Raw genomic sequence first — 20,730 nt, 5'->3', positions numbered from 1 at the left:
AAATTATGCCTGCTAATTTTAGCAGGCATAATGTTAAGCGAGATTTAGGGGCGTAGCTCAGTTGGTAGAGCACCGGTCTCCAAAACCGGGTGTCGCGAGTTCGAGTCTCTCCGCCCCTGCCATATTGAAAACCCTTCGCGAAAGCGAAGGGTTTTTTTTTGCTTTCTACATTTTCTAAATTTTCGCTACCCCTCTGAAAAGTTGCTTAAAAACCCCTCTGAAATCGTTCCCAATTTAGACATTTTTAGCTGAATCCATGTACAAAATGGTTGTTCTACCGCGATGTGATGCTGCTCATTATTCCTGCCTGATTTTCAACTACAACTAAGTAGCGCCCAATCTTTTGGCCGCCAACTCCACCAGAAAAATAGGCAGCATATACAACAACGACTACCCCTGTCGGAGGGAGTCACATCCCTGGGCAAAGCGAGGAGAACAACATGGTTAAACGTCTGCTGTTAGCGGCCGCCATTACTGGCGCATTGATCGGTTCGGCACAGGCAGCACCGCTGGTCGTCGGCTTTTCTCAGATTGGTTCTGAATCGGGCTGGCGCTCGGCGGAAACCAAAGTATCGAAACAAGAAGCGGAAAAGCGCGGAATTACGCTGAAAATCGCCGATGCGCAGCAAAAACAGGAAAACCAGATCAAAGCGGTCAGATCTTTTATTGCCCAGGGTGTTGACGCTATTTTCATTGCGCCAGTTGTCGCTACCGGCTGGACCCCGGTACTGCAAGAGGCGAAAGAGGCCAAAATCCCGGTATTCCTGCTCGACAGGATGATAGAAGTGAACGATCCCTCGCTGTATACCGCGGCTGTGGCATCGGACAGTGTGCATGAAGGCAAAGTTGCGGGGGAGTGGCTGGTCAAAGAGGTAGCCGGTAAGCCTTGTAACGTAGTGGAACTGCAAGGCACCGTGGGCGCCAGCGTCGCAATCAACCGCAAGAAAGGCTTTGCTGACGGTATCGCCAGCGCCGCCAACGTCAAAATTATCCGTTCGCAATCCGGTGACTTCACCCGCAGCAAGGGTAAAGAAGTGATGGAAAGCTTCATCAAGGCTGAGCAGAACGGCAAAAATATCTGCGCCGTATACGCTCACAACGACGATATGGCGATAGGTGCTATTCAGGCGATCAAAGAAGCCGGCTTGAAACCAGGCTCACAAATTAAAATCGTCTCCATTGACGGTGTTCCCGATATCTTCAAAGCGATGATCAATGGCGAGGCCAATGCGTCGGTCGAACTGACACCGAATATGGCTGGCCCTGCGTTCGACGCGCTGTTGGCGATGAAAAAAGACGGAACGCAACCCGCGAAGTTTATTCAGACCGAATCGAAACTGCTGCAGCCTGATACCGCAAAACAGGAATTCGAGCTGAAGAAAAGCATGGGTTATTAATCCACTCACCGACGGGACAAAAGATGGCCGCATCGCAGACCACGTTATTGGCGATTAAGGGATTATCCGTCGAGTTTCCTGGCGTAAAGGCGCTGGAAGAGGTTGATTTCACGCTACAGCGCGGAGAGATCATGGCGCTGTTGGGTGAAAACGGCGCGGGAAAATCCACGCTAATCAAAGCGCTGACCGGGGTTTATCAGCGTTCCGTCGGTGAAATTCTGCTGGAGGGCAAAGCCATTGCGCCGCAAAGCACCGCGCAAGCGCAGGCGCTGGGGATTGGTACGGTTTATCAGGAAGTTAACCTGCTGGCGAATATCTCGGTGGCCGCCAATTTGTTTATCGGCCGCGAACCTACCCGTTTCGGCCTGGTCGATCAAAAAACCATGCTGCGGCGGGCCCAGCAACTTTTGCAGGGTTATGGGTTGCAGTTGGATGCCAGCCAGCCATTAGGCAATTATTCGATTGCGATCCAGCAGATTGTCGCTATCGCACGGGCGGTCGATCTTTCAGCCAAAGTCCTGATCCTGGATGAACCTACTGCGAGCCTGGATGCTAAAGAAGTCACCATGCTGCTGGATATTCTCAGTCAACTGCGATCGCAGGGTATAGGCATGATCTTTGTCACCCATTTCCTCGATCAGGTTTACCGCATCAGCGATCGCATTACCGTGCTGCGCAACGGTAGGTTGGTGGGCACCAAGCCAGCCAACGACTTGCCACGGCTGGAGCTGGTCCAGATGATGCTCGGTCACGCCTTTGACGAGTCGTTGCTCAAGCGGGGCGAGCATGTGCCGACGGATGCGTCTCCGCTGGTCGAATTTAACGGCTACGGGCGTCGTGGCATGGTTGAACCCTTCGATCTGAGAATAAGGCCGGGTGAGATTGTCGGATTGGCAGGCCTGCTCGGTTCGGGGCGTACCGAAACGGCCCAACTGATATTTGGCATCAAATCGCATGATAGCGGTAGTGCGAAAGTGGAGGGCCGCGCGGTGAATATTCGTACGCCGCGCAAAGCTGCCAGTCTCGGCTTCGGTTATTGCCCGGAGGATCGTAAAACCGACGGAATTATCGGTGCTGCGACGGTGCGAGAAAATATCATTCTGGCTCTGCAGGCTCAGCGCGGCTGGTTAAAGCCGCTCTCGCTACGAGAGCAAACCCGCATTGCCGAGAGTTTTATCCAATTATTGGGCATTCGCACGCCGGGTCCGGAGCAACAGATCCAATACCTGTCCGGAGGGAATCAGCAGAAGGTGCTGCTGTCGCGTTGGTTGGCAACCAAACCCCGTTTTCTGATCCTGGATGAACCGACGCGCGGGATTGACGTTGGTGCGCATGCAGAAATTATCCGGCTGATTGAAAGGTTGTGTGATGAAGGATTAGCGCTGCTGGTGATCTCTTCTGAGCTGGAGGAATTGGCGGGATATGCCGACCGCATCGTGGTATTGCGCGACAGAAAACACGTTACGCAGCTTGAGCATACGGCTATTACGGTACCTGCGATTATGCAGGCTATTGCTGTGCAACAGGGGGCAGGATGAACCACAGGAGCTTCTCCATGACCGGTGGACCACGCAAAGTCAAATGGGTATTCCCGGCCGGGGCGACGCAGTTGGGAGCGTTGGCGGCGATTTTGCTGATCGACAGCCTGGTCGCCCCGAATTTCTTTTCCATTCACGTTCAGGATGGTCGTCTGTTTGGCAGCGTGATCGACATCGTTAATCGCGGAGCGCCGGTCGCGTTGCTTGCCTTGGGCATGACACTGGTGATCGCCACCGGTGGTATCGACCTCTCAGTGGGGGCCGTGATGGCAATCGCCGGTGCTACGGCGGCAACGCTGACCAGCGCGGGCTATCCACTGGGTTACGTGCTTGCCGCTGCGCTGGCCGTGGGGGCATTGTGTGGCCTGTGGAACGGATTTCTGGTCGCGGTGCTGCAGATACAACCGATTGTCGCCACGCTGATGTTGATGGTGGCCGGGCGCGGTATTGCACAACTGATCACCGAAGGGCAAATCGTCACTTTCGAACGTGAAGGTTTGGCGCAACTGGGCAGCGGCGCGCTGATGTATTTGCCGATGCCGGCGATCATTGCCGCCGTGATGCTGTTGTTGATCTGGCTGCTGACGCGCAAAACCGCGCTGGGGCTGTTTATCGAGGCGGTGGGAATTAACCTGCGTTCGGCGCGCAATGCGGGGGTGAGTACGCGTTGGGTGGTCATGGCGGTCTATGTGATCTGCGGGCTGTGCGCCGCCGTGGCGGGGATTATTGTGACTGCGGATATCCGTGGCGCAGATGCCAACAATGCCGGGCTGTGGCTGGAGCTGGATGCGATTTTAGCGGTGGTGATTGGCGGAGGATCTTTGCTGGGCGGCCGTTTTAATCTTCTGTTGTCGGTAGTGGGGGCATTGATTATCCAGGGGATGAATACCGGCATTCTACTGTCCGGCTACCGGCCGGAGTTCAATCTGGTGCTGAAGGCGATAGTGGTGCTGGCGGTGCTGATGATTCAATCGCCGAGCGTATCGTTGCATCGGCTGTTAAGGAGACGAAAGCCATGATCAAACGTAATCTGTCACTGTTGATTACCCTCGTGGTCTTTCTTCTGGGCTACGGGTTTTGTCTCACCCAGTTCCCCAGCTTTGCGTCAACACGGGTATGGTGCGATTTACTGACAGACAACGCGTTTCTCGGCATTGTGGCGGTGGGGATGACGTTTGTGATCCTTTCCGGCGGTATCGATCTGTCGGTTGGCTCGGTGATCGCCTTCACCGGCGTATTGTTGGCCAAGCTGATCGGCGTTTACGGCATTGCACCGGGCTATGCGTTCGTCATTGCTCTGTTGATGGGGGCGTCGTTTGGCGCTCTGATGGGCTGGATCATTGATGCGCTCAAGCTACCGGCATTTATCATCACGCTGGCTGGGATGTTCTTCGTACGCGGCATGAGTTTTATCCTTTCGGAAGAGTCGATACCCATTGATCATCCGCTGTATGCGACGCTGGCGAACTACGCCTGGAAACTGCCGGGTGGTGGTCGCTTCACGCTGTTAGCGCTGGTGATGCTGTTGGTGGTGGCGGTTGGCATGGTACTGGCGCACCGCACGCGCTTCGGCCATAACGTCTATGCCATCGGCGGCAATCGGGTATCTGCGGCATTAATGGGTGTGCCGGTACAACGCACCACTGTGCTGATTTATATGCTTTCAGGCACGCTGGCGGCGCTGTCCGGGATTATTTTCTCGTTATATACCTCTGCGGGCTATGCGCTGGCGGCAAGCGGTGTGGAGCTGGATGCCATTGCCGCCGTGGTGATTGGTGGCACTTTGTTGACCGGCGGTGTCGGCACCGTGCTGGGCACGCTGTTTGGCGTGCTGATCCAGGGGCTGATTCAGAGCTATATTACCTTCGACGGTACGCTTAGCTCATGGTGGACCAAAATCGTCATCGGTATCCTGCTGTTCTGCTTTATCGGCCTCCAGAAGGCGATGAGCGCATTTTGGCTCAACAGACGAACCAAACCACGCCATCCCCGACTAAAGCCGTTATAGCGTCTTAGGCTGCGGTGTTTAAAGGTATTTTCAGCAATTGCCGGATGAGTGGCTGCTGGTCGCTATTTTGCAGCCACACAGCGTACAGCGGGCGGATAATCGCCGGGATTTCGGGGGTTGCGACCAACTGTGGATAGTCCTTCTCCCACTGGCTGGGCAGGAAGGCGCAGCCGCCGGTGGTTTCCAGTAACTGGCGGGTCAGGTGTGCCGAGGTGGTGGTAAGCACCGGCAGAGTATCGCTTTCCAACATGCGGCTTTCTTGCGGATGAAAGTCGGCCCCCCATTCCAGTTTGATATACGGCATCGGCGCATGCTTATCGCGTAGGGTAGAAGAGAACAGCCTCAGCGAGAAATTACCCAGCAGCTGGCTGGCCAGCTCATCCATCTTTGGCGGCTCGGTCGTGATGAGCAAATCGAGCTGTCTTTCATGCAGCTGTTTTACCAAAGAATGCCGTAGCGCAACCCTGGCTTCAAGTTGTAACGCTTCACGTTGCTGATAGAGCGATTGCAGCCACGGGGTTAGGTAGGCCTCCCACAAAGATGCGGTGGCACCGATGGATAACTCGGTATGCTGCAACGAACGCACCACCTCTTTTTTTGCCAATTGCCAGGTTGTCATCAGGCTCTCAGCATAGGGCAGAAGCCGCTCTCCGGCTGGCGTCAGGCGGATATTGTTACGGTGACGGGTGAATAAATTCGCGCCTAATTGGTTTTCTAACTGGCGGATGCGGAAACTGACCGCAGACTGCGTTAAGTACAAGGATTCCGCGGCTCGGCCAAAGTGACGCGTTCTACTGACCTCCAAAAAGGTTTTCAGTAATTCGGTATCCACACCTATCTCCAGAAATTTTTATCGTTAAGATTTAAATGTTTTGTTTTACACAATGTCAAGCCTATCTAATACTCCGCGCCATAAACAGCACGGCCATGAGAGAATTAGGAGCGTGTCAGATGGCGGATAGCTTCACCACGACCAATCGTTTTTTTGATAATAAACATTATCCTCGCGGGTTCTCCCGTCACGGCGATTTCACCATTAAAGAGGCGCAATTGCTAGAGCGCTTCGGGTATGCGTTCAACGAGTTGGACGCAGGCAAACGCCAGCCAGCCACTGAAGAAGAACAGCTGTTCGTCGCAGTGTGCCACGGTGAGCGTGAGCCGGTAACCGAGCAGGAAAAAGTATGGGCTAAATATCTGGCGCGCACACGTCGCCCGAAAAAATTCCATACCCTGTCTGGTGGCAAGCCGCAGGCTGATGCGGTGGAAGACTACACCGAAAGCGACGATTGATAACGATGGGGCCTGCGGGCCCCATTTTTATTCCAGGCTGCGGTGCAGCTGCAGCAACAGTCGGTCCATACAACGGTAGCCAAGCGCTTCGCTCAGGTGGCGCTTATCAATATCCCGATCCCCCGCCAAATCCGCGAGCGTGCGTGCCACTTTTAAAATTCGTTGCCAGGCACGAACCGATAATCCCAACTTGTTTAACGTCGTCTCAAGAAAATCGGCATCCGGTGCGCTGAGCGTACAATCCCGTTCGACTTCGGGATTACTCAACAGGGCGTTGATTTTTCCTGCTCGGCAGAGTTGCCTTTCACGCGCCTGCAATACCCGTTCACGTACCTGAATGCTGCTTTCTCCTCCGGCGCGCTTTTTACTGAGCACGCCTGGCGGCAGCAACGGCACCTCAATCGATAAATCGAAACGATCGAGAAACGGCCCTGAAAGCCGCCCGAGATAGCGCAGGACCTGTTGCGGCGACGCGCGGTTATGCATGCCCTGGTAGTGTCCTGTCGGGCTGGGATTCATTGCGGCGATCAACTGCACCCTGGCCGGGAAACAAACCTTGGCGCTGGCGCGTGAAATGACGATTTCGCCAGACTCCAGCGGTTCACGCAGGGCATCCAGCACGCGCCGTTCGAATTCCGGCAACTCGTCCAGAAACAGTACGCCGTTGTGCGCCATGGAGATTTCCCCCGGCCGCGGCAGTGAGCCACCGCCGACCAGCGCAACCATTGAGGCGCTGTGATGCGGTGCGCGAAATGGCCGCTGGCGCCATGGCAGCGTTTCGGCAGGGTGATGCAGCAGGCTGGCTACGGCCACGCTTTCCAGCGCCTCCCGGTCGGTCAGCGGTGGCAGCAGGCCGTTCAGGCGGCTGGCCAACATGGTTTTCCCGGTACCCGGCGGGCCGACCAGCAACAGGTTATGCCCCCCTGCTGCGGCGATCTCCAGCGCACGCTTGGCCTGTTCCTGGCCCAGAATATCCTGCAAATCGGCGGGTTCCTGCCGGGGTTCGGCGGGAGCCGGGGCGCTGGCCCCCGGTAAATCGCCTTTGCCCAACAGAAAGGCGCACACTTCCAGCAGATGTTCCGCAACCCGGCTTTCACTCTGTGCAATCAGACCCACTTCCTTACCATTGGCTGACGCCAGAATCAGCTGTCTTCCGGCATCCATTGCCGCCAACGCGGCCGGTATCGCGCCGCTTACTCCCCGCAGAGCGCCGGAGAGCGCCAGCTCCCCAAGGAACTCATAGCGCGCCAGCTGATCGGCCGGCAACTGTTCGGAGGCGGCGAGGATTGCCAGGGCAATAGGCAGATCGTAACGGCCGCCCTCTTTGGGAAGATCGGCTGGAGCCAGGTTGACGGTGATGCGTCGGGCGGGAAAGGTGAAACCGTTGTTGATCAACGCGCTGCGTACCCGATCGCGGGCTTCTTTCACTGTAGTTTCCGGCAGACCGACCATCGTCAGGCCGGGTAGCCCGTTACTGATATGTACTTCGACCGTCACCGAAGGGGCCTGAACGCCCATCGTTGCCCGGGTATAGATAACCGCCAGTGACATATTGCTCTCCTTTCTGAAGGCAACATGATGCGGGATTCGCGCCCCCGGAGCGCGGCAGCGTTAAAGAGTTTGCGTAAAGGCTCGTAATTTAGATCTTTTATTTCAATTGGATATAAATATTTTGCGAAGCGCATCGCAAGTGATGGCAATACCCCTTAACAATTACGCGAACGCTGCAACACATTAGCGGGCTAGCCCTGTTGCAGACGGAGGTGGGATGGGTGTATTTAACAATTAGTTAAAATAAAATCCCTTTAATTAACAAACTCCGACCGCCGACGCGTTCCGCCACGGCAGCCGCTAAACCTCATGACTTCGTACGCGAGAGTAGGGATAACACTATGTTTGGTTGGACCCCGCAGCAACGCAATGCGGCTATCGCCAGCTTTTCAAGCTGGACGCTCGATGCGTTTGATTTCTTCGTGCTGGTGTTTTTGCTCAGCGATATCGCGCAATCTTTTCATGTCGGCATGGAAGAAGTGACGCTGGCGATCCTGCTGACGCTGGCAGTACGTCCGATCGGCGCGCTGATCTTCGGCCGCGCGGCGGAAAAATACGGCCGCAAACCGATTTTGATGCTGAATATCGTGTTCTTCTCGGTGTTTGAGCTGCTGTCCGCTGCGGCGCCGTCGCTGACGGTATTTTTGCTGTTACGGGTATTGTACGGCGTGGCTATGGGCGGGATCTGGGGTGTGGCGTCATCGCTGGCGATGGAAACCATCCCGGACCGTTCACGCGGCCTGATGTCGGGGATTTTCCAGGCTGGTTATCCGTTTGGTTATTTGTTGGCGGCAGTGGTATACGGCCTGCTGTTTGAGGTGGTGGGTTGGCGTGGCATGTTTGTTATCGGTGCAGCGCCGGTTTTGCTGTTGCCGTTTATTTACTATTGCGTACAGGAATCGCCGGTGTGGCTGGCGGCGCGTGAACGCAAGGAAAGCAGCGCGTTGTTGCCGGTGCTGAAGAGCCATTGGAAACTGTGCGGCTATCTGGTGCTGCTGATGGCCGCGTTTAATTTCTTCTCGCACGGCACCCAGGATATGTATCCGGTGTTCCTGAAAGTTCAGCATGGTTTTGATGCTAAAACCGTCAGCATCATCGCTATTAGCTACAATATCGCGTCAATTATCGGCGGGGTTTTCTTCGGTGCGCTGTCGGAAAAAATCGGCCGCAGGAAAGCGATTATCATCGCTGCGCTGCTGGCCTTGCCGGTGATCCCGCTGTGGGCGTTTTCCAGCGGTTCGCTGATGCTCGGGATTGGCGCATTTTTGATGCAATTCATGGTGCAGGGCGCCTGGGGCGTGGTTCCGAGCTATCTCACCGAGCTGGTACCGGCCAACACCCGTGCGGTGCTGCCGGGGTTCGTTTACCAGTTGGGCAATCTGATTGCGTCGGTGAACGCGACATTGCAGGCAACGATTGCCGCTCACAATGGCCACAACTATGGGCTGGCGATGGCGATCATTGCCGGCACGGTGGCGATTGTTATCGCACTGTTGGTGTTCTTCGGCAAGGATACGCGCGGCAAGGCAATCTCTGGTGAGGTGAAAACCCCAAGCCTGCATGCTAACGTTTGAAATCGCGGTAGTTTGCGTGAGGTATGACCAGATTGCGTCGAATAATAACGCAAAAAAAGTGTTGTCATGTCGAGCGTGACTATGGTACCTCTGTAGGCATTAGTTCGAAACGAGCACAGTGAACAAACCTATTATGAAAGCCTTTGCCCAAGTGATTAGCCTAGTCGTGATTAGCGTGGTGGTGATTATTATCCCACCGTGCGGGGCTGCACTTGGACGAAGAAAGGCTTAGAAAACAAGCCGGAATCGCAAGAGAACCCCCGCACCGTAAGGTCCGGGGGTTTTTTATTGGCATAAGAAAAGTGAAGCAAGGATCAGAGAATGAATAACAGAACAAAATTCTGTAGTTGTCGAAGTAAGGCGAGGAAATAACCATGAATGGGGCTCAGTGGGTAGTACAAGCGTTGCGTGCGCAGGGAGTTGATACGGTATTCGGCTATCCGGGTGGCGCAATCATGCCGGTTTACGATGCATTGTATGACGGCGGGGTGGAACACCTGCTGTGCCGCCACGAACAAGGCGCCGCAATGGCCGCCATCGGCTATGCCCGTTCAACCGGCAAAGTCGGCGTTTGTATCGCTACCTCCGGCCCTGGCGCCACCAATCTGATCACCGGCCTGGCCGATGCGCTGCTGGACTCTGTGCCGGTCGTGGCTATCACCGGTCAGGTAGGTTCTGCGCTGATCGGCACCGATGCTTTTCAGGAGATCGATGTTCTCGGCCTGTCTCTGGCCTGCACCAAACACAGCTTCCTGGTGGAATCACTGGACGCGCTGCCGGGCATCATGGCGGAAGCCTTCGCCATCGCCGGCAGCGGTCGTCCAGGCCCGGTGCTGATCGATATCCCGAAAGACATCCAGCTGGCACAGGGTGATCTGCATCCTCACCTGATGCCGGTAGTGGAAGAACTGAACTACCCGGCGGCAGAGCTGGTGCAAGCCGCGGAGTTGTTGGCGCAGGCGCACAAACCGATGCTGTACGTTGGCGGTGGAGTTGGCATGGCGCAGGCGGTGCCGGCGTTGCGCGAGTTTATCGCCGTGACTCAGATGCCAAGCGTCGCCACGTTGAAAGGGCTGGGCGCGCCAGACGCGGAACACGCCTATTATCTCGGCATGCTGGGCATGCATGGAACCAAGGCCGCCAACCTGGCGGTGCAGGAATGCGATTTGCTGATCGCCGTCGGCGCGCGTTTTGACGATCGCGTGACCGGCAAACTGAACGCGTTCGCACCGCACGCCAAGGTGATCCACATGGATATCGACCCGGCGGAGATGAGCAAGCTGCGTCAGGCGCACGTGGCATTGCAGGGCGATTTGAAAGCTTTGCTGCCGGCTCTGCAACAGCCGTTGAATATCAGCGCCTGGCAGCAGCGGGTCGCTGAGCTGAAAGAAACCCATACCTGGCGTTACGATCACCCAGGCCAGCCGATCTACGCGCCGCTGCTGCTGAAACAGTTGTCCGAGCGCAAACCGGCCAATACTGTGGTTACCACCGACGTGGGCCAGCACCAGATGTGGACCGCCCAGCACATGACCTTTGAACACCCGGAAAACTTCATCACGTCCAGCGGTCTGGGCACCATGGGGTTCGGCGTGCCGGCCGCGGTGGGGGCCCAAATGGCACGGCCGCAGGATACGGTGATCTGCGTGTCGGGCGACGGTTCCTTCATGATGAACGTGCAAGAACTGGGTACCATAAAACGAAAACAGCTGCCAGTGAAAATCGTTTTACTGGATAACCAGCGTTTAGGCATGGTTCGACAGTGGCAGCAGCTGTTTTTTGACGGTCGTTACAGTGAAACCAACCTGTCCGATAACCCCGATTTCCTGATGTTGGCCAATGCCTTCGGTATTCCCGGCCAGCGCATTACCCGCAAAGACCAAGTGGCAGACGCTCTCGACGCCTTACTCAACAGCGAAGGGCCTTATCTGCTGCATGTGTCCATTGATGAACTCGAAAACGTCTGGCCGCTGGTACCGCCGGGCGCCGGCAACGAAACCATGTTGGAGAAAATGTCATGATGCAGCATCAACTCTCGATCCAGGCACGTTTTCGTCCTGAAATGTTAGAGCGCGTATTGCGCGTCGTGCGTCATCGCGGCTTTCAGGTTTGTGCTATGAATATGGTTTCAGCGGTGAATACCGACAACATCAATATTGAATTGACCGTTGCCAGCCAGCGCCCGGTGGATCTACTGTCATCACAGTTAAGCAAACTGATGGACGTCTCCTGCGTTGAGATCCAGCAACCAACATCACAACAAATACGCGCCTAAGGCGCGAGAAGGATAAAGAATAATGACGAAGAAAGCCGATTACATTTGGTTCAATGGTGAGATGGTTCCCTGGGCTGACGCCAAAGTGCACGTGATGTCGCATGCGTTGCACTACGGCACTTCGGTGTTTGAAGGAGTCCGTTGCTACGACTCCCATAAAGGCCCGGTGGTATTCCGCCACCGCGAACATATGCAGCGTCTGCACGACTCGGCAAAAATCTATCGCATGCCGGTATCGCACAGCGTCGATGAGCTGATGGAAGCCTGCCGTGCCACGCTGCGTAAAAACAATTTGGTCAGTGCTTATATTCGTCCGCTGGTGTTTGTTGGCGATGTCGGCATGGGGGTTAACCCGCCGGCCGGTTACAATACCGACGTGATTATCGCGGCGTTTCCTTGGGGCGCGTATCTGGGTGAAGAAGCGCTGGAGCAAGGCATCGATGCGATGGTTTCTTCCTGGCAGCGCGTAGCGCCGAATACCATTCCAACTGCGGCCAAGGCCGGCGGTAACTACCTTTCCTCCTTGCTGGTGGGCAGCGAAGCGCGCCGCCACGGTTATCAGGAAGGGATTGCGCTTGACGTGCACGGTTATATTTCCGAAGGGGCGGGCGAGAACCTGTTCGAAGTGAAAGACGGCGTGCTGTTTACCCCGCCGTTCACCTCTTCCGCGCTGCCGGGCATCACCCGTGACGCCATTATCAAACTGGCGAAAGACATGGGCTTCGAAGTGCGTGAGCAGGTATTGTCGCGCGAGTCGTTGTACCTGGCCGACGAAGTGTTCATGTCTGGCACCGCAGCGGAAATCACCCCGGTGCGCAGCGTTGACGGCATCCAGGTCGGTATCGGCAAATGCGGCCCGGTGACCAAACAGATCCAACAGGCATTCTTTGGCCTGTTTACCGGCAAGACCGAAGACAAGTACGGTTGGCTGGATCCGGTAAATCCATAATTTACCCGTCGCCTTTCAACCTGCAGCGATGTTAGCTGCAGATTGAAATCCATAGGGTCAATCGACAGACAGATAAGAATATCTAGGCGGTTCGTTCGCCGCCTGTAATAAATACATTTGGAGTGAAGAGCATGCCTAAGTACCGTTCCGCCACCACCACCCACGGCCGCAACATGGCGGGTGCCCGCGCATTATGGCGCGCGACCGGAATGACCGACGACGATTTCGGCAAGCCGATTATTGCGGTGGTCAACTCATTTACCCAGTTCGTGCCGGGCCACGTGCACTTGCGCGATCTGGGCAAACTGGTTGCAGAGCAGATCGAAGCCTCCGGCGGCGTCGCCAAAGAGTTCAACACCATTGCGGTGGATGACGGTATCGCCATGGGCCACGGCGGTATGCTCTATTCCCTGCCGTCGCGCGAACTGATCGCCGATTCGGTTGAATACATGGTGAATGCCCACTGCGCCGATGCGATGGTGTGTATCTCCAACTGCGACAAAATCACCCCGGGGATGCTGATGGCGTCACTGCGCCTCAATATTCCGGTGATTTTCGTTTCAGGCGGCCCAATGGAAGCCGGCAAGACCAAGCTGTCCGACAAGATCATCAAGCTGGACTTGATCGATGCGATGATCCAGGGGGCCAACCCGAACGTCAGCGACGCCGACAGCGCGCAAATCGAACGTTCCGCCTGCCCGACCTGCGGCTCCTGTTCCGGCATGTTCACCGCCAACTCGATGAACTGCCTGACCGAAGCGCTGGGCCTGTCTCAGCCGGGTAACGGCTCGCTGCTGGCAACCCACGCGGACCGTAAGGATCTGTTCCTCAACGCCGGCAAGCGCATCGTTGCGCTGACCAAACGTTATTACGAGCAGGACGACGAAAGCGCGCTGCCGCGCAGCATCGCCAACAAGGCGGCATTCGAAAACGCCATGACGCTGGATATCGCCATGGGCGGCTCGACCAACACCGTACTTCACCTGCTGGCAGCGGCGCAGGAAGGCGAGATTGACTTCACCATGGCAGATATCGATCGCCTGTCGCGCAAGGTGCCCCACCTGTGCAAAGTGGCGCCAAGCACCCAGAAATACCATATGGAAGACGTGCACCGAGCCGGCGGCGTACTGGCTATTCTCGGCGAGTTGGACCGCGCGGGGCTGATGAATCGCGACGTCGATAACATCCTGGGCCTGAAGCTGCCGGAAACGCTGGAACAGTACGACATCATGCTGACCAAAGATGAAGCCGTGAAGAAAATGTTCCGCGCCGGCCCGGCGGGTATCCGCACCACTCAGGCGTTCTCGCAGGATTGCCGCTGGGATACGCTGGACGACGATCGCGCAGAGGGTTGTATCCGCTCGCTGGAAAATGCGTTCAGCCTGGAAGGCGGATTGGCCGTGCTGTACGGCAACATGGCGCTGGACGGCAGCATCGTTAAAACTGCCGGCGTCGACAAAGATAACCTGACCTTCCGTGGCCCGGCGAAAGTCTACGAAAGCCAGGATACGGCGGTGGAAGCGATTCTCGGCGGTAAAGTGGTTGCCGGCGACGTGGTGGTCATCCGCTACGAAGGGCCAAAAGGCGGGCCGGGCATGCAGGAAATGCTGTACCCGACGACCTACCTGAAATCTATGGGGCTGGGCAAAGCCTGTGCGCTGATTACCGATGGGCGCTTCTCCGGCGGCACCTCGGGCCTGTCTATCGGCCACGTTTCTCCGGAAGCGGGCAGCGGCGGCCTGATCGCACTGATCGAAGATGGCGACATGATCGACATCGACATTCCAAAACGCAGCATGGTGCTGGACGTTACAGACAGCGAACTGGCGGCACGCCGCGAGGTTGAGCTGGCGCGTGGCGATCGTGCCTGGACACCGAAAAATCGTGAGCGTCAGGTTTCTTACGCCCTGCGCGCCTACGCCACGCTGGCGACCAGTGCCGACAAAGGCGCGGTGCGCGACAAGAGCAAGCTGGGAGGCTAAGCATCATGGCGGAATCACAACCCCTATCCGACGCCCCCGGCGGCGCGGAGTATCTGCGAGCGGTGCTCCGCTCGCCGGTTTACGAGGTGGCTCAGGTCACCCCGTTACAGGCCATGAGCAAAATCTCTTCGCGACTGGGTAATACCATTCTGGTGAAGCGTGAAGATCGTCAGCCGGTGCACAGCTTCAAGCTGCGCGGGGCCTATGCGATGATCGCCAGTCTGAACGAAGAACAAAAGGCGCGCGGCGTGGTGACGGCTTCCGCCGGTAACCATGCGCAGGGCGTAGCCTACTCCGGCAAACGGCTGGGGATCAAAACGTTGATCGTGATGCCGGTATCCACCGCAGACATCAAAGTGGATGCGGTGCGCGGTTTCGGTGGCGAAGTGCTGTTGCACGGCGCCAACTTTGATGAAGCCAAGGCGCGGGCGATTGAGCTGTCGCAGAAACAGGGCATGACCTTCGTACCGCCGTTCGATCATCCCACGGTGATTGCCGGGCAGGGCACGTTGGCGATGGAACTGCTGCAGCAGGACGCGCATCTTGACCGGGTGTTCGTGCCGGTTGGCGGTGGTGGCCTGGCGGCCGGCGTGGCGGTGCTGATTAAGCAACTGATGCCGCAAATCAAAGTGATTGGCGTGGAGGCGGAAGATTCCGCCTGCCTGCGGGCGGCGCTGGATGCCGGGCACCCGGTGGATCTGGCGCGCGTCGGGTTGTTCGCCGAAGGTGTGGCGGTGAAGCGCATCGGCGATGAAACCTTCCGCCTGTGCCGGGAATACCTGGACGATGTGATCACCGTCGACAGCGACGCTATCTGTGCGGCGGTAAAGGATTTGTTCGAAGACGTGCGTGCCATTGCCGAGCCTTCCGGCGCGCTGGCGCTGGCCGGGCTGAAAAAGTACGTGCAGCAGCACAATATTCAGGGCGAGCGCCTGGCGCACGTACTGTCTGGCGCTAACCTGAACTTCCACGGATTGCGTTACGTGTCCGAACGCTGCGAATTGGGTGAACAGCGTGAAGCCCTGCTGGCGGTGACTATTCCAGAGCAGAAAGGCAGCTTCCTGAAGTTCTGCCAACTGCTGGGCGGCCGCTCGGTGACCGAGTTCAACTACCGCTATGCCGATGCGGATAACGCCTGCATTTTCGTCGGTGTTCGTCTGACGCGCGGTCATGCGGAACGGCTGGAGATCATCGACGAGCTGAATGCCGACGGTTATCAGGTGGTAGATCTGTCCGATGACGAAATGGCCAAGCTGCACGTGCGTTACATGGTGGGCGGGCGTCCTTCGAAGCCGCTGCGCGAACGTCTGTACAGCTTTGAATTCCCGGAGTCGCCGGGTGCGCTGCTGAAGTTCCTGCAGACCTTGGGTACTCACTGGAATATTTCGCTGTTCCATTATCGTAGCCACGGCACCGATTTTGGCCGCGTGCTGGCGGGCTTCGAGCTGTCGCAGACCGAACCCGAGTTTGAGCAGCACTTGCAGGCGCTGGGCTACGATTGCCACGATGAAACCGATAACCCGGCGTTCCGCTTTTTCTTGCAGGGCTAAGGGAATCGACAAGGACGGCGTATGACAGACAGTTTTACCGGTTTCAGCCAACAGGGGCTGAATTTTCTCCAACAGGTGCGTATCGAGAACGACAAAGACTGGTTTGAAGCCAATCGTAACGTTTACGAGCGGGAGCTGTTGACGCCGTTCCGTACGCTGGTGGCCGAGCTGAGCCCGGCCATGCTGGCGATCGATCCGCAGTTTGAAACCCGGCCGGCGATCGGTAAAACGCTGTCTCGGCTCCACCGCGATACGCGTTTCTCTCATGACAAATCGCGCTATCGCAGCCGCATGTGGCTGACGTTTAAACGGCCGAGTAAAGACTGGAAGGACGCGCCGGTGTATTTCTTCGAGTTGGGGCCGGATATGTTGCGCTATGGTCTGGGCTATTACAGCGCCAACAAGCCGACGATGGACCTGTTCCGCCATACGCTGCTGCGCCGGCCGCAGCCGTTTTTAGAGGTAGCGGCCTGCTGTCGGCCACCGTTCGAGCTGGTGGGGGAAAGCTACAAACGCCCGCTGGTGAAAGAGCAGGTGGCGGAGATCGCCACCTGGTACAACCGCAAATCTTTCGCGGTGATGGTCAGCGACAGCCAGGTAGAAAAGTTGTTCAGCGCCGGTTTGGTGCAGACGCTGACACAAGGTTTCCAACAGCTTGAGCCGCTGTATCACTGGCTGATGCAGGTGGAGACGATGAAGCAAATCGATCCGGCTGATTTATGAATATCCGCCGTCTTTCAAGCCGCAGCGTTGTTGGCTGCAACTTGAAATCCATAGGGTATTTTGATTTTTATCTTTCACACGGCAACAAATCCGCTGTTGTTTAAAGTAAACGCCAAAAAGCTTCGATCAGCGGATCGCTAAGGCGCTTTTTCTGTACGCAAACGCCCAGTTCAAAGGGTTCGACCATCGAAATATTTTCCAGCTGCGAGATGCGGTTACGCACCGGTTCCGGGCTGTTGTCTACCACCACGCCGGGGATCAGCGCAATGCCGCAACCCAGCGCTACCATCGAAACGATGGCCTCGTGGCCGCCGACGGTGGCGTAAATCAGCGGGTTGGCGATGCGTTGGCGGCGGAACCACAGTTCGATGCGTTTTCGCGACGGGCCGTGCTCCGGCAGGATAAACGGAATGGTGGCCCAGTCGGGCTTCTCGGCAAACGCCTGGCTGCGTACCGCGCAGGGGAGCGCAGGGGCGATCAGCACCAGCGGGATTTCGCCGATTTTAGTGAACGCTACGCTGGTGGGCAGGGTTTCTGGCCGGCCGGCAATGCCGAGGTCAGCCTCGTTGGACTGCACCTTGTCGACCGCGTCGGCAGCGTCACCGGTGGTCAGTTTGATTTCCACCAGCGGATGCTGCGCCCGGAACCTGTCGAGGATTGGCGGCAGATGGCTGTAGGCGGCGGTAACCGAGCAAAACAGCCGCAATTCGCCGCTCAGCGAAGGGCCGTGCTGGCCCAGCGAATGTTTCAACTGCTGGTATTGCAACAGGGTATGCTGGGCAAACTCTTTCAGCTGTTCACCGGCATCGGTGAGCTGCACGGTGCGGTTATCACGCAAAAACAGCGGTTGCCCGAGGATTTCCTCCAGCCGTTGGATCTGGCGGGATAGCGTCGACGGGCTGACGTGCATCGCTTTGGCGGTGCGGCCAAAATGCTGGCTTTCCGCCAGATGGAGGAACAGTTTTAAATCACGCAAATCCATATCGGTATGCTCGCAGCAAGAGTGTTGCATAAATTGCAATATCACATTCGTAATATATCAATTTAAGCAACGCGTTTCCTGTTATACATTGAGTTTAACGAATCTCCGCACAGACAGGGCGGGGAATGAAAATAACATCGATAAGCTAAATCGACACAACATCTAACTGGAGTACCACCATGGCTAACTATTTCAACACCTTGAACCTGCGTCAGCAGTTGGCGCAATTGGGTAAGTGTCGTTTCATGGCACGCGACGAATTTGCGGATGAAGCCGGCTACCTGAAAGGCAAAAAAGTGGTGATCGTCGGCTGTGGCGCACAGGGCCTGAACCAGGGGCTGAACATGCGTGACTCGGGCCTGGACGTTGCCTATGCCCTGCGTAAAGAAGCCATCGACGAGAAGCGCCCTTCATGGCGTAAAGCGACCGAGAACGGCTTCAAAGTGGGCACCTACGAAGATCTGATCCCGCAGGCGGACCTGGTGGTTAACCTGACGCCGGACAAACAGCACACCTCAGTGGTTCGCGCAGTACAGCCGCTGATGAAAGACGGTGCGGCGCTGGGCTACTCCCATGGCTTCAATATCGTTGAAGTGGGCGAGCAGGTACGTAAAGACATCACCGTAGTGATGGTGGCGCCGAAATGCCCGGGCACCGAAGTGCGCGAAGAATACAAACGCGGTTTCGGCGTGCCGACCCTGATTGCGGTTCACCCGGAAAACGACCCGAAAGGCGAAGGCATGGCGATCGCCAAGGCCTGGGCAGCAGCGACTGGCGGCCACCGTGCCGGCGTGCTGGAGTCCTCCTTCGTTGCCGAAGTGAAATCTGACCTGATGGGTGAGCAAACCATTCTGTGCGGCATGTTGCAGGCGGGTTCGCTGCTGTGCTTCGACAAACTGGTTGCTGAAGGCACCGAGCCGGCGTACGCAGAGAAACTGATTCAGTTCGGCTGGGAAACCATCACCGAAGCGCTGAAGCAGGGCGGCATCACCCTGATGATGGATCGCCTGTCCAACCCGGCCAAACTGCGTGCTTATGCGCTGTCCGAGCAACTGAAAGAGATCATGGCACCGTTGTTCCAGAAACACATGGACGACATCATCTCCGGCGCCTTCTCCAGCGGCATGATGGCAGACTGGGCAGAAGACGACGTAAAACTGCTGAACTGGCGTGAAGAGACCGGCAAATCGGCATTCGAGAATGCGCCGCAGTTCGAAGGCAAAATCAGCGAGCAGGAATACTTTGATAACGGCGTGCTGATGGTCGCTATGGTGAAAGCAGGCGTTGAGCTGGCGTTCGAAACCATGGTTGACGCGGGCATCATCGAAGAGTCCGCTTACTACGAATCACTGCATGAGCTGCCGCTGATCGCCAACACCATCGCGCGTAAGCGTCTGTATGAAATGAACGTGGTTATCTCTGATACCGCCGAATACGGTAACTACCTGTTCGCTAACGCCGCAGTGCCGTTGCTGAAAGAGTTTATGACAACTCTGCAGGCCGGTGATTTGGGTAAATCCGTGGCCGGTACTTCTGTAGACAACGCGCAACTGCGTGACGTGAACGAAGCGGTGCGCAATCACCCAATCGAATCCGTTGGCCGCAAACTGCGTGGTTATATGACTGATATGAAACGTATCGCGGTGGCAGGCTAAATACCCGTCGTCTTTCAAGCTGTAGCGTTGTTACCTGCACTATCACACCCCAGTCACTGACTAAAGTAAGTGACTGGGGATGAGATAGCTTGGCGCCTGGCTACAACTTGAAGTCTATAGGGTATTAAGATGGGTTTTCGAGTCCAATAAAAAGGCCAGCATCAGTGCTGGCCTTTCGCATTTTTACGGTGACGGAATTATTGCGGCATGGCTGCGAGTGGAATAATCGCCCCGCGATACTGAATCACCGTGCTGGCAGTCAGGTGGCCGCGTTGTGCTGCCTGCACGGCATCACCGCCGGTTAAACGTACTGCCAGGTAACCGGCACTGAAGGAATCCCCTGCGGCAGTGGTATCCACCACCTTCTCTTTCGGCAACTGTACCGCCGGGATCTCAAGCTCGGTGCCTTCGGCGCTGAATACCAGGCAGGCATCTGCGCCGCGTTTGATCACAATTTCCGTCACGCCCAGTGCTTGCGTGCGGCGGACCACCTGTTCCACCGGCTGGTTGCCCCACAGCAAGTCTTCATCGTCCAGGGTCAGGAAGGCGATGTCGGTACAGGCCAGCACATCGCGATAAACCTGTTGGGTTTCCTCACGGTTCTGCCACAGGCGCGGCCGATAGTTATTGTCGAAAATCACTTTCCCGCCGTTGGCGCGGCACTGGTGCAGCAACGCCAGCAATCGGGTGCGGCTGGCTGGGTTGAGAATGGCCACGCTGATGCCGCTGAGGTACAGATAATCGAAGTGGGCCAGATGCTCGCACAGGCTTTCCGCCTGGGGTCCTTCCAGCCAGTAGCGTGCGGCGGCGTCGTTGCGCCAGTAATAGAAGGTGCGCTCGCCGGTGTCATCGGTTTCGATCACATACAACCCCGGCAGCTTGTTTTCCAACCGTTGGATCAAATCGGTTTTAACCTTTTCCTGTTGCCAGGCCTGCAGCATTTCCTGGCTGAAGCTGTCGGTGCCGAGGGCGGTGACGTAATGCACCTGCAGCGCGGCTTCCGGCACCTGGCGGGCGATATAGACGGCGGTGTTTAAGGTATCGCCGCCAAAGCCGCGGCTGAGATCCGCGCCTTTTTGCGACAGTTCAATCATGCATTCGCCGATCACGGCAAGATTCTGGGTGGTCATAGTCAACGGCCCTGGCTGGAAGAAGAAAACGAAGGGATGCGCAATGCCTTCAGTCTCAACGCAAGGGCGGGGAGGAGTCAATGAAAATAAAACAACGTTTTAATTAATTTATGATCGCTATCGGGA

The 20,730-nt window shown here is 56.6% G+C and carries 18 protein-coding genes and 1 tRNA gene; 15 read left to right on the top strand and 4 right to left on the bottom strand.

Annotated elements, in window-relative coordinates:
• Positions 1–46 precede the first annotated feature (46 nt).
• From SPL01S_RS22855 to yjfF, 5 genes are all read left to right on the top strand, one after another.
• Positions 47–122: transfer RNA gene (locus SPL01S_RS22855), tRNA-Trp, on the top strand.
• Positions 123–440: 318 nt separating this feature from the next.
• Entirely contained in the window at positions 441–1,397 is a 957-nt protein-coding gene (gene ytfQ, locus SPL01S_RS22850; RefSeq protein ID WP_013814977.1) for a galactofuranose ABC transporter, galactofuranose-binding protein YtfQ, read from the top strand.
• A 23-nt stretch (positions 1,398–1,420) separates the two neighbouring features.
• On the top strand, positions 1,421–2,935 hold the full coding sequence (ytfR, locus tag SPL01S_RS22845; protein WP_063202977.1) for a galactofuranose ABC transporter, ATP-binding protein YtfR: 1,515 nt from the start codon (positions 1,421–1,423) through the stop codon (positions 2,933–2,935).
• Positions 2,932–3,954 carry a galactofuranose ABC transporter, ATP-binding protein YtfT gene (gene ytfT, locus SPL01S_RS22840; protein ID WP_086012904.1) on the top strand — a complete coding sequence of 341 codons (1,023 nt, stop codon included), beginning with the start codon at positions 2,932–2,934 and terminating at the stop codon, positions 3,952–3,954. The genes ytfR and ytfT overlap by 4 nt, the downstream gene beginning before the upstream one ends.
• Positions 3,951–4,943 (top strand): galactofuranose ABC transporter, permease protein YjfF, encoded by a 993-nt coding sequence (yjfF, locus tag SPL01S_RS22835; protein WP_013814974.1) that lies wholly within the window; start codon positions 3,951–3,953, stop codon positions 4,941–4,943. The genes ytfT and yjfF overlap by 4 nt, the downstream gene beginning before the upstream one ends.
• A gap of 4 nt (positions 4,944–4,947) precedes the next feature.
• Here yjfF and hdfR read toward each other — a convergent pair whose 3' ends face one another.
• Entirely contained in the window at positions 4,948–5,775 is an 828-nt protein-coding gene (gene hdfR, locus SPL01S_RS22830; protein WP_062869036.1) for an HTH-type transcriptional regulator HdfR, read from the bottom strand.
• Between the two features lie 119 nt (positions 5,776–5,894).
• Here hdfR and SPL01S_RS22825 point away from each other — a divergent pair, with 119 nt between their 5' ends.
• Positions 5,895–6,233: a MaoP family protein gene (locus tag SPL01S_RS22825; RefSeq protein ID WP_004951725.1), complete on the top strand. Its 339-nt coding sequence runs from the start codon at positions 5,895–5,897 to the stop codon at positions 6,231–6,233.
• Between the two features lie 27 nt (positions 6,234–6,260).
• Here the strand turns inward: SPL01S_RS22825 and SPL01S_RS22820 are convergent, their stop codons facing one another.
• On the bottom strand, positions 6,261–7,784 hold the full coding sequence (locus SPL01S_RS22820; RefSeq protein ID WP_063202975.1) for a YifB family Mg chelatase-like AAA ATPase: 1,524 nt from the start codon (positions 7,782–7,784) through the stop codon (positions 6,261–6,263).
• Between the two features lie 341 nt (positions 7,785–8,125).
• Between SPL01S_RS22820 and SPL01S_RS22815 the strand changes: the two genes are divergently transcribed.
• The 8 genes from SPL01S_RS22815 (at position 8,126) to SPL01S_RS22785 (ending at position 16,837) form a co-directional block, all read left to right on the top strand.
• Positions 8,126–9,358 (top strand): MFS transporter, encoded by a 1,233-nt coding sequence (locus SPL01S_RS22815; RefSeq protein ID WP_062869034.1) that lies wholly within the window; start codon positions 8,126–8,128, stop codon positions 9,356–9,358.
• A 133-nt stretch (positions 9,359–9,491) separates the two neighbouring features.
• Entirely contained in the window at positions 9,492–9,590 is a 99-nt protein-coding gene (ilvL, locus tag SPL01S_RS24920) for an ilv operon leader peptide (RefSeq protein ID WP_013814970.1), read from the top strand.
• A 142-nt stretch (positions 9,591–9,732) separates the two neighbouring features.
• Positions 9,733–11,379, top strand: a complete 1,647-nt coding sequence (gene ilvG / locus SPL01S_RS22810; RefSeq protein ID WP_063202973.1) for an acetolactate synthase 2 catalytic subunit — start codon at positions 9,733–9,735, stop codon at positions 11,377–11,379.
• A complete protein-coding gene (gene ilvM / locus SPL01S_RS22805; protein WP_004951714.1) occupies positions 11,376–11,633 on the top strand; it encodes an acetolactate synthase 2 small subunit in 258 nt (85 codons plus the stop codon). The genes ilvG and ilvM overlap by 4 nt, the downstream gene beginning before the upstream one ends.
• Before the next feature lie 22 nt (positions 11,634–11,655).
• On the top strand, positions 11,656–12,582 hold the full coding sequence (gene ilvE, locus SPL01S_RS22800; RefSeq protein ID WP_013814968.1) for a branched-chain-amino-acid transaminase: 927 nt from the start codon (positions 11,656–11,658) through the stop codon (positions 12,580–12,582).
• Between the two features lie 131 nt (positions 12,583–12,713).
• Positions 12,714–14,564: a dihydroxy-acid dehydratase gene (gene ilvD, locus SPL01S_RS22795; protein ID WP_062869032.1), complete on the top strand. Its 1,851-nt coding sequence runs from the start codon at positions 12,714–12,716 to the stop codon at positions 14,562–14,564.
• Positions 14,565–14,569: 5 nt separating this feature from the next.
• Entirely contained in the window at positions 14,570–16,114 is a 1,545-nt protein-coding gene (ilvA, locus tag SPL01S_RS22790) for a threonine ammonia-lyase, biosynthetic (RefSeq protein WP_013814966.1), read from the top strand.
• 21 nt (positions 16,115–16,135) lie between these two features.
• Complete coding sequence (locus SPL01S_RS22785) at positions 16,136–16,837, top strand: DUF2461 domain-containing protein (RefSeq protein WP_063202971.1); 702 nt, start codon at positions 16,136–16,138, stop codon at positions 16,835–16,837.
• A gap of 100 nt (positions 16,838–16,937) precedes the next feature.
• Here SPL01S_RS22785 and ilvY read toward each other — a convergent pair whose 3' ends face one another.
• The gene (ilvY, locus tag SPL01S_RS22780) at positions 16,938–17,819 is read right to left on the bottom strand and encodes an HTH-type transcriptional activator IlvY (protein ID WP_063202979.1); all 882 of its coding nucleotides are present in this window, start codon (positions 17,817–17,819) and stop codon (positions 16,938–16,940) included.
• A gap of 179 nt (positions 17,820–17,998) precedes the next feature.
• On the opposite strand from ilvY, the gene ilvC reads away from it, so the two are divergent.
• Entirely contained in the window at positions 17,999–19,474 is a 1,476-nt protein-coding gene (gene ilvC / locus SPL01S_RS22775; protein WP_004951700.1) for a ketol-acid reductoisomerase, read from the top strand.
• Positions 19,475–19,671: 197 nt separating this feature from the next.
• On the opposite strand, the gene kdgK is transcribed toward ilvC, so the two are convergent.
• On the bottom strand, positions 19,672–20,604 hold the full coding sequence (kdgK, locus tag SPL01S_RS22770) for a 2-dehydro-3-deoxygluconokinase (protein WP_063202969.1): 933 nt from the start codon (positions 20,602–20,604) through the stop codon (positions 19,672–19,674).
• Positions 20,605–20,730 lie beyond the last annotated feature (126 nt).

This window comes from Serratia plymuthica NBRC 102599, from assembly GCF_001590925.1.
Lineage (GTDB): Bacteria > Pseudomonadota > Gammaproteobacteria > Enterobacterales > Enterobacteriaceae > Serratia > Serratia plymuthica.
The sequence above is the reverse complement of the archived record's forward strand: the minus strand, read 5'-3'. Positions and strand labels throughout refer to the sequence as shown.

Excerpts from the sequence above, each read along its gene's own strand:
- ilvG (WP_063202973.1), top strand. The coding sequence starts at position 9,733 with ATGAATGGGGCTCAGTGGGTAGTACAAGCGTTGCGTGCGCAGGGAGTT.
- SPL01S_RS22815 (WP_062869034.1), top strand. The coding sequence starts at position 8,126 with ATGTTTGGTTGGACCCCGCAGCAACGCAATGCGGCTATCGCCAGCTTT.
- ytfT (WP_086012904.1), top strand. The coding sequence starts at position 2,932 with ATGAACCACAGGAGCTTCTCCATGACCGGTGGACCACGCAAAGTCAAA.
- ilvE (WP_013814968.1), top strand. The coding sequence starts at position 11,656 with ATGACGAAGAAAGCCGATTACATTTGGTTCAATGGTGAGATGGTTCCC.
- ilvL (WP_013814970.1), top strand. The coding sequence starts at position 9,492 with ATGAAAGCCTTTGCCCAAGTGATTAGCCTAGTCGTGATTAGCGTGGTG.
- ilvM (WP_004951714.1), top strand. The coding sequence starts at position 11,376 with ATGATGCAGCATCAACTCTCGATCCAGGCACGTTTTCGTCCTGAAATG.
- ilvD (WP_062869032.1), top strand. The coding sequence starts at position 12,714 with ATGCCTAAGTACCGTTCCGCCACCACCACCCACGGCCGCAACATGGCG.
- ilvY (WP_063202979.1), bottom strand. The coding sequence starts at position 17,819 with ATGGATTTGCGTGATTTAAAACTGTTCCTCCATCTGGCGGAAAGCCAG.
- ytfQ (WP_013814977.1), top strand. The coding sequence starts at position 441 with ATGGTTAAACGTCTGCTGTTAGCGGCCGCCATTACTGGCGCATTGATC.
- SPL01S_RS22820 (WP_063202975.1), bottom strand. The coding sequence starts at position 7,784 with ATGTCACTGGCGGTTATCTATACCCGGGCAACGATGGGCGTTCAGGCC.
- ytfR (WP_063202977.1), top strand. The coding sequence starts at position 1,421 with ATGGCCGCATCGCAGACCACGTTATTGGCGATTAAGGGATTATCCGTC.
- yjfF (WP_013814974.1), top strand. The coding sequence starts at position 3,951 with ATGATCAAACGTAATCTGTCACTGTTGATTACCCTCGTGGTCTTTCTT.
- kdgK (WP_063202969.1), bottom strand. The coding sequence starts at position 20,604 with ATGACCACCCAGAATCTTGCCGTGATCGGCGAATGCATGATTGAACTG.
- SPL01S_RS22785 (WP_063202971.1), top strand. The coding sequence starts at position 16,136 with ATGACAGACAGTTTTACCGGTTTCAGCCAACAGGGGCTGAATTTTCTC.
- ilvC (WP_004951700.1), top strand. The coding sequence starts at position 17,999 with ATGGCTAACTATTTCAACACCTTGAACCTGCGTCAGCAGTTGGCGCAA.
- SPL01S_RS22825 (WP_004951725.1), top strand. The coding sequence starts at position 5,895 with ATGGCGGATAGCTTCACCACGACCAATCGTTTTTTTGATAATAAACAT.
- ilvA (WP_013814966.1), top strand. The coding sequence starts at position 14,570 with ATGGCGGAATCACAACCCCTATCCGACGCCCCCGGCGGCGCGGAGTAT.